The sequence below is a fragment of the Peptoniphilus lacrimalis DSM 7455 genome, assembly GCF_000378725.1.
In the GTDB taxonomy this organism is placed as follows: Bacteria; Bacillota; Clostridia; order Tissierellales; family Peptoniphilaceae; genus Peptoniphilus_A; species Peptoniphilus_A lacrimalis.
Genome location: NZ_KB900377.1, coordinates 1 through 12845 on the forward strand (window position 1 = coordinate 1; position 12845 = coordinate 12845).

Genomic DNA, 12845 nt, shown 5'->3' on the forward strand with positions numbered 1-12845 from the left:
CCCCGAAGGGTTCTGTTAAGATTTCATCGCTCGACTTGCATGTGTTAAGCGCGCCGCCAGCGTTCGTCCTGAGCCAGGATCAAACTCTCAATTAAAAATTTGTCTAACTCAAAAAATCATTTCTGATTTACGAATTCTGGTTTCTTTGTTCTTTCGAACTGCTTTGTGATTTATTCTTACACTATTTAATTATCATGTTTCTTGGCTACTTTTGAAGTAGCTTTTTTATTATATATCCCTCTTACGTTTCTGTCAAGTATTTTTTCAAGTTTTTTGAAATTATTTTACAGTAACTATATGAGGTTTTTACTGTTACAAGACATTCACTCTTGCGACTTGTATATATTAACATCATTTAAATCTCTTGTCAATAAATTTTTAAAAGTTTTTTTAATTTCATCTCTATTTTTTAATTCTAATCTTCTGTATAAAACTGTTAGACAGTTCTTTACTGTCTTTTCACTCAGGTATAACTCTCTGCCTATTTCTATGTTTGTTTTTTCTTCAACTATTTTTTCTATTAGTGTTTTATCTCTTGAGCTTAATTCTCTATATAATATTTCAATTTCTAATTCTTTATTTATTTTTGATTCTAAACTTTTTTCTATATATATTAAGCCTTGCATATTTTCATCTATGCATTTTAATAGTTCATCTTCTGTGATGTCATATGTTATTTGCGAATAGGATTTACTTATTATTGTGTCTTCTTTTTCTCTAACATATATAACTTTACTTAAGCTTTTATCATTTATTTTACCTGAGCTTATTATCAGATCAGCTTTTTCTTCATTTTTAGTTTTTACTATATATTTATCTTCTAATATTTTGGTAAGACCTTTTCTAAATATATCTTTTTTTATATTGAGAATTATGGCCTTTTTCATTTTATTTCTTTTACGCTTTCTCTTTCAAGTATCCTTATTGGTAATAGTACTCCCTCTCCCTTGATTTCTTTTTCTTTGTTGGAGATTGTTTTTAAAATTTGTCTTATGGAGATTGCCCCTATGTCATAGTAGGGCATTTTTACTGTTGTAAGTCTTGGTCTATAGATACTTGATAGATATCCTCCTCCAAATCCTGTAACAGATACATCTTCTGGAACTTTTATGCCATTATCATATAGGACATTTATAAGATTTATAGCTAGAGTGTCATATGTTGTAAATATTGCTGTAATATTTTCTTCTTTTATTGTCTTTATGATTTTTTCTTTTTCTTTTTCAATGTTTTCTGATTGCCATCCATCAACAAATAATTGTACTTTTTTAAGATTATGTTCTTCCATAGCTTTTTCATAGCCCTTAACTTTAAATCTCTCTAAAGTTCTATCTATATCTTTTTTTACAGCTAATGAAGCTATTTTCTTATGACCTTTTTTCATTAGAAGTTCGACCATGTTTTTTGATGCTTTTTCAAAATCAATTGATGCTTGAAATTTTTCCACTTGGTAGAAATTATTTATTAGGACATGTGGTATTTTTGCTTCTTCTAATTTATACTCCAACTTAGGGTTTTGCATATTTGATACTACTATTATTCCTTCTACTTGCTTTTGTAATAATAGATTTGCAAATTTTACTTCTGTTTTTAGATCTTTATAGGAAGACGATAATAATATATCATAATTATACATTTTCCCTACTTCTTCTAAGCCTTGTAAAATTCTACTTATAAAATTTAATCCTATATCTTCTACGATGACTCCTATTAGGTTTGACTTTTTGGTTACTAGGCTTCGAGCAACTTCATTTGGCTTATAGTCTAAAACATCTATAGCGTGAAGCACTCTTCTTCTGGCTTCAGGGCTTACTGGTTTCGAGTCATTTATAACCCTTGAAACTGTTGAGATTGAAACATCAGCCATTTTTGCTACGTCTTTTATTGTTGATGTCATATTTCCTCCTCTTATTAAACTATCAAAACTGTTAGTGCCTTTTCTAAAATTTTGAATCTCATCGGTAGCCTTCCGGCTCTTTCTCCATCTAAATCTACGACTATATCTTTATCGCTTGTAATTTCAATATCTTTTGTCTTTAAATATATAACCTTATTATGGTCAACATGATTACCATTTAATAAAGCTCTTACAAATTCTGGTATATCAAAGAATTCCATCCCTTTTATAAATATAACATCTAAATATCCATCGCTTACTTCAGCAGCCGGTGCCATTCTTTTAAATCCGCCGACAGAAGGAGAATTTGCTATTATAAAAACTGAAACTTTTTCTTCTTTTTCTAGGTCTTCTGATTTTATTTTTATGTTTAATAAATTTTCAGGTTTAAACATTTCACCTTTTAAAAGCTCTTTGGCTCCATCTATATAATATGCCATTGAACCTAAGACTTGTTTTTTGTCCTCACTTGTTGTATAAGCGATTTCAGTTAAAAGACCTCCTGCTGCAACATTAACAAAGACTCTGTCATTTGCCTGTCCTAAGTCAACATCTAAAGTCTTTCCATTTTTTATCATTTTATAAAAATCATTTATGTTTGTTGGTAATTTGATTGAATTTGCGAAATCGTTTACTGTACCACATTGAAGTATAGCTAGAGGTTTTCTCCTTTCCGATCTGTATAATCCATTTACAACACCGTTGACAGTCCCATCTCCTCCACAACAAACTACTAAATCTTCACCATCATCATTCATGGCAAATTTTGTAGAGTCTTTTTCTTCATGGGTAAATTGAAGAATTATTTGACACTTGTCTTTACTAAGTAACTTCACTAATTGTAATACTTTTGTTAAAGCTGATTCCCTACCTGCATTGGGATTGGCAATTATTTTTATTTTTTTCATAATTCCCTCCAATATTTAAGTGTATTATACTATATTAAAGGCTTAAGTAAAAGATTAATTAATAAGTTTAATTTCAAATAAATAGAGAAGACGAATCGTCTTCCCCTATTTATTAATTAAATATTTACAATAATCATTTCAATAATACATCTTTTAATGTTGCAACAATTTCTTTAAAAATGTAAAAGTAGTCAATTACATTATCTACATTTAAAGAAACTGTCTTCGCTGTATCTGAAACTACATCTGATACATTATTTACTGTATTTGTAACCTTAAGGCTTGTGGTATCTACTTTTCTTGCAATTCCGTTTACAGTATCTGATACATTACCTACTGCACCCATTACCTTAGCAATTTCAGGTTTTGAATTGTCCACAAGTTCTGTAGCATCATCAGTAATTTTATTGACATTTTTTGTGATTCCATTTACATTTTCCATCACTTCCGGTAGTGAACTTATGGTGGTGTCAATTTCTTCACGATTTTTTTCCAAAACTTCACTTACACTTTTTAAAATTTTAAAAACTTTAAGCAATGTTAAAAATAGTGCAACTAAGACTAAAATTCCGGCTACAGAAAGAAAAAAAGTTAATAAATCACTAAGAGTAAATGCTTGATTCATCTAAAAACCTCACTTCTTGTTTGCTTCTTTTTCCACCTTATCTTTTGTTTCCTTAACTGTTTCTTTTGCCTTATCTTTAGACTTTTCTGCTTCTTCTTTTATATTTTTTGCTCCTTCTTTGACATCTTCTTTTACATCTTCAGCAGTTTTTTTAACTTCTTTGGTTGTATTTTTTACGTCTTCTTTGAGTTCACTTGCTCCAGATTTTACAATTTCACCAATAGCTTTTGCTTTTGCTTTTGCAACTTCAACATTATCATCAAGTTGGTCTTTTTTAATAGCTATATTATCTTTTAAATCAGCATATGTTTTTTTAACTTGGTCAGAAGCTTGATATGCTTTAAATTGTATTGTATCAGCTGTATCTTTAGCAACATTAACTGCAGAATCAGCTAAATCTTTTGATTTATTAGCAATATCTTCTCTTGTCTTTTTACCTTCTTGTGGAGCAAATAAAATTCCGCCTAAAATTCCAAGTGCTGCACCTGTAAGTATTTTTGATGCTTCCTTTAATTGTCTTCTTCTTACTGCTTGGCGTTTTTTTTCTTCTAAATAATCAAATAATCCCATAAATTATCTCCTTTGTCTGTAATTGATATGTATTTACCCTTTTTATATAGGTAATAATCAATTAATGCAATATTTTTAAAAAAAATCCGCAATGCCGCTTGCCCATTAATTCAGACCCGCCCTAAAAATAAGGTGGGTAACTTATTAAGGTATTCTGACTTCCACTCTAAGGAGGCTTGCCATAGGACCTTAAACACAGTTTCCCGTGTCTGATTTGTCGGTTGAATTAACTGGAACTAACACGTACACCGCAGATATCTTTTAGTAAATTATACAATAATTCAGCTAAAATTTCAAGAAATTTCGTTATTTAGCATATCCATATCATCGGAAAGTTTTGCAGTAAAAGTTTTTAACTCACCTGTTCTTGGCAGCTTAAAACTTAAACTATAACTGTGTAAAGCTTGCCTATCCAATAAATTTTGTTCCTCATTACTGTCATTATATAGTTTGTCACCAATTATTGGATGCCCTATACTTTTTAGATGCACTCTTATCTGATGAGTCCTTCCTGTAAATAGTTTGAGTTTAACTAATGCTAATTTTTTATTATCTTTTAATACTTGGTATTTTGTTTTTGCATATTTACCATTATCATCATCTACTTCTCTTCTTATCCCATCTTGGCAAAGTGATATTTTCTTTACAATTTCTCCTTGTTTTTCTTTAAAATCTCCTCTACAAATCGCCAAATATATTTTATCTACTTGATTATTTGAAAATTCATCCATTATTTTTGCGTGGGCATAAGAATTTTTTGCAACTATAATAAGACCGGATGTATCTCTATCAAGCCTATTTACAAATCTAACTTTTCTTTTAATATTGTTTTTTTCAAAATAAGCGGCTAGATAGTTTAGAAGAGTATCTTGGGAATCATCCTTTGCTGTATGAGTAACACAGTTATATTCTTTATTTACTATCAATAAATCATAATCTTCATAACATATGTCTATATCCTTATATTGACAAAGGGCATTTAAACTTTCATCAGGAAATTTGATTGCAACAGAATCTCCTTTTTTTACTTCTATATTCTCAAAAGTTCTTTTGCCATTGACATATATGCTATTTTCTCTGCAAGCTCTTCTGATATGCCTTGAGGATATATCCATTTTTTCCAAAAATTTTCTTGATTTTATTTTCTCGTCTGTAACTATGAATTCTAAAAATTCGTATGGATTTAATTTTTCCATTTTTTCCTCTTTTTCTAGTTTTACAATTAATCTTAGTTTATAATAATAAATAGTAAAAAGAATTTCAAGTGAGGTTAAAATATGACAGAAGGCATTATAAGTATTATTACTAACGCAAATTATCATTCAAAAAGAATTGCACAAAAACTTTATAATTCTCTTTCCATTAGAGGTTTTAAACCTTTTTATGGTTTTAGAAACGATGCATCCTTATGTGTTTGTGTTGGTGGTGATGGTTCTTTTCTAAAAGCTATTCATAGGAATAATTTTCCTAAGATTGCTTTTGTAGGAATTAATACGGGTCATCTAGGTTTTTACCAAGAAATTCTTCCCGAAGACATTGACAGTTTTTTAGATGCTTATGAAGAAAAAAATTATAAAGAAACTACAATTAAACTTTTAAAGGCGGAAATTTTTACAAAAAATAAGACCTATGTTCAATATGGAATAAATGAAATGGTTTTGAAGGCAAGTCATTCTAAACTGATACACATGAATGTTTTTATAGATAGAAATCACTTAGAAAAATTTTCCGGTGATGGGCTTTTAATTTCCACTCCTTCCGGTTCAACTGCTTACAATTTTTCAAGTGGTGGTTCTATAGTTCATCCTTCGCTTGATGTTTTACAGATGACCCCTATTTCACCAGTAAATTCAGCTGCATATAGATCTTTAGCTTCATCAATTATTGTACCAGGATCTCACAGCCTATCTCTAGTTGTTGAGAAGAGATATGCTAATGCTAATCTCTTATTAATTGATGGAGTAGAAAATTTTTATGCTAACCTACAGAGGGTTAATTTTAGTTTGTCTGATAAGTGCATTACGAAATTGTTATTTTCTGAAAATTCTTATTGGGAGAAATTAAAAGATAAATTCCTATAAAAAACGAGTAGACACAACAATCTACCCGTTTTTCTTATTTCGATAAATCTAAGTCAAAAGTTTTTCCTATAATTTTTTCTTTCTTATTAATTATTTTTCCTTTTTCTCTTTTGCCTTCAACTCTTATTAAATTCATTTTGAAAATATCTTTAGAATTATAAAGATCATCCAAACTTATATCACTTTTATAGGGTGTTCCCTTACAATTTTTATCAATAAATTCATATATGCACTTATATAAACCATCTACTGATTTTCCTTGGTTCAAATCAAATATTAAAGTTTGACCCTTAGAATTTTTTCCTTTCACATAATAATCTACCGTCTTTTTATTACCCCAAATTTTAATGATCGGTTGGTCTATTTCGATAATCGCCTTAACTTTATTTATTTTAGCCTTTAAAATTCTATATTTCTTGTCCTTATCAATATAGTAATTTTCCAAGAAAACTCTTTGGTTTATCTGAGATTTTTCCTTAGGAACTTTTACTTCAATATAATTTCTGTCACTTGAATCATCAAATTTATCATATCCTAGAATTATATCTAAATCTACATTAGAAGGTATTTCTTTATCCAAAAGAATTTCTGAATAGGCACTGATCAAATTGTTTTCAATTTTATCTGGTTTAACAGATGTAGATTCAGGGCAATATTCAACCCCGTTTATTTTTAAAGAGCTTGGTATATAAATTTCATTTTCGTATTTTTGAGGATAAATTAGATTTAAGTATATAAATCTGCCATCAGTTAAAATATTTTCGATCATAAAAGACGCTTTTTTAAAATTAATAGGTTTATGAAGCTCAACCACATTTGCTTCTATATCTTTAGACAAATCACCGGCATCAGAAAGACTAATTTTTTTATCTGTAAAAAATTCTTCAACATAGGCATTAATTTTTTCATTAGATGCAAAAACAAAAGACCCAAAAATAAATATACCTGCTGCTATTGCTCCAACTTTTCTAAAATTAAATTTTTTATTTGAGTGGATTTTTTCCTTGATTTTTCTTTCAAGTTTTATGTTTTCTTCATAAGTTAATTTTTGTTCTTTATACACAGTATTCACTTCATTTAAAAGCCCATAAATTTCTTTTTTATTCATATAATCACCTTTCAAATTCATCTTTTAAATTCTTCCTTGCTCTTTTTACTCTCGAATAAAGGACATCCTTGCTTACAGAAAGCTCATTTGATAATTCATCATAAGTTCTTCCCTCCAAAAAAATTTTTTCAAAAATCATCTTATCTTCTGCTGATAAATAATTAAAAATTTCTTCAATCAGTAAAAGATTTAAAATCCTATCATCTTTTATATGAAGATTGTCATCAAGCTCACAAGATTTGTGCCTTAATTCTTTTCTCAGTGCATCTATAGCCTTATATCTGGCAATACTTGCACACCAATTTTTAAAAGAAGACTTTTTTTCATTATAAGAATTTATATTTTCCCATACCGCAAATATAGAATCATTTAAAACTTCTTCCCTTATATTTGGAAAAACTTTCAGCCTGTCACTTATAACATTTTTCATTAACCCGGCATATTCTTCAATAAAAGCTGATAAAATTCGCTCATCCTTCCTCTTTAATCCTCTTATTATTTCTTTTTCATTCATTTTCTCACCTATTAATATATTCGTATAAACTCTTAAATTTAGGCAATAAAAAATCCTCAGAATAAATCTGAGGAATCTTTTAATAAAAATCTTTGTCATTATTATTTTCATCATAGTAACCTTTATGATAATTTTCAGGTTCTAAAGGTATAAGAAAAATCGCTATAATATATATCCATATACTTACACCGCCTAGTAAAACTAAGGCTAAAGTTACAAGCCTTACAATAGATACATCTACTTCAAAATATTCAGCTAAGCCTCCACAAATTCCAGCAAGAACTTTATTATCCCTTGACCTATATAATTTTTTCATCTTACACCCCCATCTTTTATTTATACAATAAATTATATTTCTTAACTTTTTCTAAACTTAATATTAAAATTTACCTAAGATTTATACCCAACTATTGAATAATAAAATTAAATTTTTAAACTCATTATAATTTTATTCAAAAGTCAATAAAAGTTGACCATTTTCTACAGCATCATTAACTTCAACAAAAATTTCCTTAACAGTTCCATCAATGTTTGCAACAACATTTGCTTCCATCTTCATAGCCTCAGCTATAAATAAGGTATCTCCTGCTTTAACTTTATCTCCAACTTTAACATTTATTTTAACAATTTGTCCTGGAATTGAAGAACCAACTTCTTTTTCATTGTTCTTATCAGCAAATAAAGTTTGACTTCTAGCTTTTGATGTTACAGTAGCAGTTTTATCTTCAAGATTTATTGTTCTTCTGTTTCCGTTGATTTCAAAAGTAAGATTTCTAGTTCCATCATCTAGTAATTTGCCTACTTCAATAAGAGTAACAATTAAATTTTTACCCTCATCAATAGAAATTTCAGCAGTTTCTCCTTCCATCAAACCATGGAAAAATACATCTGAACCTATTCCTGAAACATCGCCATTTTCTTTTACATAATCAATATAATCATCAATAACCTTAGGATAAAGAGTATAGGATACGGCATTTCTATCACTTGCTTCCATACCTTTTTCTTCTAGATGTTTCTTAACAGCTTGGAAATCTTCATCAGCCAATAATTCACCGGGTCTTACTGTGATAGGTTCTTCTCCTTTTAACACTAATTTTTGCAATTCTTTAGGAAATTCACCATAAGGTTGACCCATCATACCCTTAAAATAAGTTCTTACTGAATCAGGATAGTCAAGATTTTTTCCTTTTTCATAAATATTGTCCTTAGTTAGTCCATTTTGTACCATGAAGATTGCCATGTCGCCAACCATTTTTGAAGATGGAGTTACTTTTATAATATCTCCTACCATTTGGTTAACTTCCTTATACATTTCTTTTACTTCTTTAAACTTATGTCCAAGACCAAAGCTTTCTACTTGTGGCTTAAGGTTTGAATATTGACCACCAGGAATTTCATACCTGTAAATTTCAGTTGTTCCAGATTTTAAATCTGATTCAAAATTAGCATAAACAGGTCTTACTGCTTCCCAATATTTAGAAATTTCTTCAACTTTTTCAATATTCATGCCAGTATCTCTATCAGTATTTTCAAGAGCTGCTACCACAGAATTTAAAGCTGCTTGAGATGTCAAACCGCTCATAGAATCAACTGCCGTATCAGCTATATCAACTCCTGCTTCAGCCGCCATAAGAATTGTAGCGACACCATTACCTGTTGTGTCATGAGTGTGAAGATGAACAGGAATTCCAATTTCATTTTTTAATGCCTTAATTAATTTTTTTGCTGCATAAGGTTTTAAAAGTCCTGACATATCTTTAATTCCTAAAATTTGAGCTCCAGTTTTTTCTAGTTCTTTGGCTAAATTTACATAATAAGCTAAATTATATTTATCCTTAGTTTCATCTAAAATATCACCAGTATAACACATTGTAGCTTCTGCAATCTTTCCATTTTTTAAAGTTTCTTCAATGGAGAGTTGCATACCCGGCAACCAATTTAGAGCATCAAAAATTCTAAAAACATCAATACCTGCTTTAGCTGATTCCTTAATAAAAGATTTTACAACATTATCTGGATAATTTTTATAACCTACTGTATTATTGCCACGCACTAACATTTGTAAAAGCATATTAGGCATCTTTTCTCTTAAGATTTCAAGTCTTTGCCATGGATCTTCGTGCAAAAATCTGTAAGCTACATCAAAAGTAGCTCCGCCCCACATTTCTATAGAAAATAAATCAGGCATATTATAATTTGTAGCTTCAGCAATCTTTACAAGGTCAATTGTTCTAACCCTTGTTGCCATAAGTGATTGATGAGCATCACGCATAGTTGTATCTGTCAGAAGAAGTTTCTTTTGAGATTTAATCCATTTAACTAGACCATCTGGACCTTCTTCATCTAAAATTTGTTTTGTTCCTCTGAAGGATTTTCTTTCAAATTTTGGAACTTGCGGAACATCAAAATGTTTTTGTATTTTATTGGGATCATTTACTACAATATTACCAATAAGTTTCATTAATTGCAGTTCCTTATCTTTTTTAGTCTTTATTTGGAAAAGTTCAGGGTGTTCTTCTATAAATCCTGTATCACAAGTCCCTTTTAAAAATTCATCTGTATTTAAAACATTTAATAAAAATCCTATATTAGTTTTAACTCCACCAACTTTAAGTTCAGATAAAGACCTTACAGCCTTTCTAATTGTATCTGACCATGTTCTTGCATGAGTTATTACTTTTACAAGAAGAGAATCATAATATGGTGAAATTACTGCTCCTGTAAATCCATTACCACCATCAAGTCTTACTCCATATCCTGAAGATGATCTATATAAACTAATATGGCCAGTATCAGGCATAAAGTTATTAAGAGGGTCTTCAGTTGTAACACGACATTGGATGGCAAATCCTCTATGTTTTATGGATTCTTGAGATTCTATACCAATTTCTTTTGAATTTAATGGATAACCTTGTGCAACTAAAATTTGTGATTGAACAAGATCAATATCTGTGCACATTTCCGTAACCGTATGTTCAACTTGAATCCTTGGATTAACTTCTATGAAATAATGGTTGAGATTTTTGTCGACTAAAAATTCTACAGTTCCAGCATTTGTATATCCTATAGAATTTGCAATTTTTAGAGCATCTTGACATATGCTTTCCCTTACATTTTTAGGTAAAGAAAAGGCAGGAGTAAATTCTATAACTTTTTGATGACGTCTTTGAATAGAACAATCTCTTTCAAAAAGATGAACAATATTACCAAATTTATCTCCTAAAATTTGAACTTCAATATGTTTTGGCTTTTCCAAATATTTTTCTATAAAAATTGCATCATTTCCAAAAGCTTGTTTAGCTTCACTTTTAGCAGAATGAAGTTTTTCAATCAATTCTTTTTCATTATTGACAACTCTCATTCCACGACCACCGCCGCCGAAAGAGGCTTTAATAATAACAGGGTATCCCGCTTCTTTTGCAAAATCCTTAGCTTGTTCATCATTTTCAATTGGTTTTTGAATACCAGGAATCGTTGGCACTTTGGCATTATTTGCAACAATTTTTGATTTTATTTTATCTCCTAAAGCTTCCATAGCACTAGAGCTTGGTCCGATAAATGTTATTCCTTCTTTTTCACATTTAGCTGCGAATTCAGCATTTTCAGCTAAAAATCCATAACCTGGATGGATAGCATCAACCGCCTTAGCCTTGGCAAGCTTAATAATTTCATCTATATCTAAGTATGCACCTAATGGTGATTTATCTTTTCCTATTAAGTAGGATTCATCAGCCTTAGTTCTAAATAAAGATAGCTGATCTTCTTTTGAATAAATTGCAACACTTCTTATGCCAAGTTCTCTCAAAGCACGAAAAACACGAATTGCAATTTCACCACGGTTGGCAACCATGACTCTTTTAAATTTTTTCATCTTCTACCCTCCATTATATTTTGAAATCAATTATACAACAAAATTATAAATTCTACAAAAATATTTATAATTATTATAACATATTCTTTAAAATTAGTTACATTATTCTAGACACAAAAAAACTATACAGAAAAAATTTCTATATAGTTAAATCAAATTTATAAAAATACATATTTTGTCAAATGGTACACCAATGAAAAGACACAAATTTTTTTTAATTTACTTTTTCGCAAGAAATAAATAGATGAAGCAATAATATTAATTTCTTAAAACTGACTAAATAAATTTAAGATCAAAATCCAAAACTTATCATAAATAAAAAAACCTCGGAATGTTGGTGCTTTCCAAGGCTTTGTTCTTGTGTTTTTTGAAATTATCTCTTTGAGAATTGTGGTGCACGTCTTGCTTTTTTAAGACCGTATTTCTTTCTTTCCTTCATACGAGGATCTCTTGTTAAGAAACCAGCCTTTTTTAAAACTGACCTATATTCTGGATCAACTTCTAGAAGTGCTCTAGCAACACCATGTCTAACTGCGCCAGCTTGTCCAGTAAATCCACCACCCTTAACTTTTACAATTACATCAAAAGATGCAAGAGTATCTGTTAATTCAAGAGGTGATTTACTAACTTCTCTTAGTGTTTCATAATCAAAATAATCATTAATATCTCTACCGTTGATAGTAAAATTACCACTGCCTGCTAACAGTCTAACTTGGGCAATAGATGTTTTACGTCTTCCAGTTGCTCTGTATTGTGTTTGCATATATTACCTCCAATTAAATTTCATAAACTTCAGGCATTTGAGCAGCATGTGGATGTTGCGCTCCGCTATATACCTTTAATTTCTTAAACATCTTTCTTCCAAGTCTTGATTTTGGAAGCATGCCTTTAACAGCAAGTTCGATGATTTTTTCTGGTCTTTTTTCCCTTAATTGTTGGTAACTAACTTCACGTCTTCCTCCTGGATATCCAGTATGATAAATATGAAGCTTTTGGTCCCACTTGTTTCCAGTTAATTTTATTTTTTCTGCATTAATAATTATTACAAAGTCTCCAGTATCAACGTGAGGTGTGTAAATTGGTTTTTTCTTTCCTTTTAAGATACTTGCAACTTCAGTAGCAAGTCTACCCAATACCTTATCCTCAGCATCAATAATATACCATTTTCTTTCAACTTCATTAGCTTTCGCCATGTAGCTTTTCAAAGTATTTCCTCCTAAAGTATTTAAAAAATATTCCGGGGCTTTTTAAACACTTAGAACATTTTA

The 12845-nt window shown here is 29.8% G+C and carries 13 protein-coding genes, 1 rRNA gene and 1 other RNA gene; 1 reads left to right on the forward strand and 14 read right to left on the reverse strand.

What is annotated here, in order from left to right; translation table 11 throughout:
* The 8 genes from F594_RS0108215 to F594_RS0108245 all read right to left on the reverse strand — a co-directional run.
* Window positions 1–95: ribosomal RNA gene (locus F594_RS0108215) — 16S ribosomal RNA — on the reverse strand; the annotation flags it as partial.
* Between the two features lie 228 nt (window positions 96–323).
* The gene (locus F594_RS0108220) at window positions 324–887 is read right to left on the reverse strand and encodes a LuxR C-terminal-related transcriptional regulator (protein ID WP_019035232.1); all 564 of its coding nucleotides are present in this window, start codon (window positions 885–887) and stop codon (window positions 324–326) included.
* Window positions 884–1897 (reverse strand): LacI family DNA-binding transcriptional regulator, encoded by a 1014-nt coding sequence (locus F594_RS0108225; protein WP_019035233.1) that lies wholly within the window; start codon window positions 1895–1897, stop codon window positions 884–886. Before F594_RS0108225 ends, F594_RS0108220 begins: the two co-directional genes overlap by 4 nt.
* 14 nt (window positions 1898–1911) lie before the next feature.
* Window positions 1912–2805, reverse strand: a complete 894-nt coding sequence (locus F594_RS0108230) for a diacylglycerol/lipid kinase family protein (protein ID WP_019035234.1) — start codon at window positions 2803–2805, stop codon at window positions 1912–1914.
* 133 nt (window positions 2806–2938) lie between these two features.
* The gene (locus F594_RS0108235; RefSeq protein ID WP_004825844.1) at window positions 2939–3430 is read right to left on the reverse strand and encodes a hypothetical protein; all 492 of its coding nucleotides are present in this window, start codon (window positions 3428–3430) and stop codon (window positions 2939–2941) included.
* A 9-nt stretch (window positions 3431–3439) separates the two neighbouring features.
* Entirely contained in the window at window positions 3440–4000 is a 561-nt protein-coding gene (locus F594_RS0108240; protein ID WP_004826038.1) for a YtxH domain-containing protein, read from the reverse strand.
* Window positions 4001–4079: 79 nt separating this feature from the next.
* Window positions 4080–4260, reverse strand: a non-coding RNA gene (gene ssrS / locus F594_RS09570) — 6S RNA.
* 33 nt (window positions 4261–4293) lie between these two features.
* The gene (locus F594_RS0108245; protein ID WP_026302325.1) at window positions 4294–5196 is read right to left on the reverse strand and encodes an RluA family pseudouridine synthase; all 903 of its coding nucleotides are present in this window, start codon (window positions 5194–5196) and stop codon (window positions 4294–4296) included.
* Between the two features lie 81 nt (window positions 5197–5277).
* Between F594_RS0108245 and F594_RS0108250 the strand changes: the two genes are divergently transcribed.
* The gene (locus F594_RS0108250) at window positions 5278–6081 is read left to right on the forward strand and encodes an NAD(+)/NADH kinase (protein WP_019035236.1); all 804 of its coding nucleotides are present in this window, start codon (window positions 5278–5280) and stop codon (window positions 6079–6081) included.
* A gap of 34 nt (window positions 6082–6115) precedes the next feature.
* On the opposite strand, the gene F594_RS0108255 is transcribed toward F594_RS0108250, so the two are convergent.
* From F594_RS0108255 to rplM, 6 genes are all read right to left on the reverse strand, one after another.
* Complete coding sequence (locus tag F594_RS0108255) at window positions 6116–7189, reverse strand: hypothetical protein (protein ID WP_026302326.1); 1074 nt, start codon at window positions 7187–7189, stop codon at window positions 6116–6118.
* Between the two features lie 4 nt (window positions 7190–7193).
* Window positions 7194–7703 carry a sigma-70 family RNA polymerase sigma factor gene (locus F594_RS0108260; protein ID WP_026302327.1) on the reverse strand — a complete coding sequence of 170 codons (510 nt, stop codon included), beginning with the start codon at window positions 7701–7703 and terminating at the stop codon, window positions 7194–7196.
* Window positions 7704–7782: 79 nt separating this feature from the next.
* Window positions 7783–8019, reverse strand: coding sequence for a PspC domain-containing protein (locus F594_RS0108265; RefSeq protein ID WP_019035239.1), 237 nt, complete (start codon window positions 8017–8019; stop codon window positions 7783–7785).
* Window positions 8020–8151: 132 nt separating this feature from the next.
* Window positions 8152–11577, reverse strand: a complete 3426-nt coding sequence (locus F594_RS0108270) for a pyruvate carboxylase (RefSeq protein WP_019035240.1) — start codon at window positions 11575–11577, stop codon at window positions 8152–8154.
* A 373-nt stretch (window positions 11578–11950) separates the two neighbouring features.
* Complete coding sequence (rpsI, locus tag F594_RS0108275; RefSeq protein WP_004826074.1) at window positions 11951–12340, reverse strand: 30S ribosomal protein S9; 390 nt, start codon at window positions 12338–12340, stop codon at window positions 11951–11953.
* A 13-nt stretch (window positions 12341–12353) separates the two neighbouring features.
* Window positions 12354–12782: a 50S ribosomal protein L13 gene (rplM, locus tag F594_RS0108280; protein WP_004825858.1), complete on the reverse strand. Its 429-nt coding sequence runs from the start codon at window positions 12780–12782 to the stop codon at window positions 12354–12356.
* Window positions 12783–12845 lie beyond the last annotated feature (63 nt).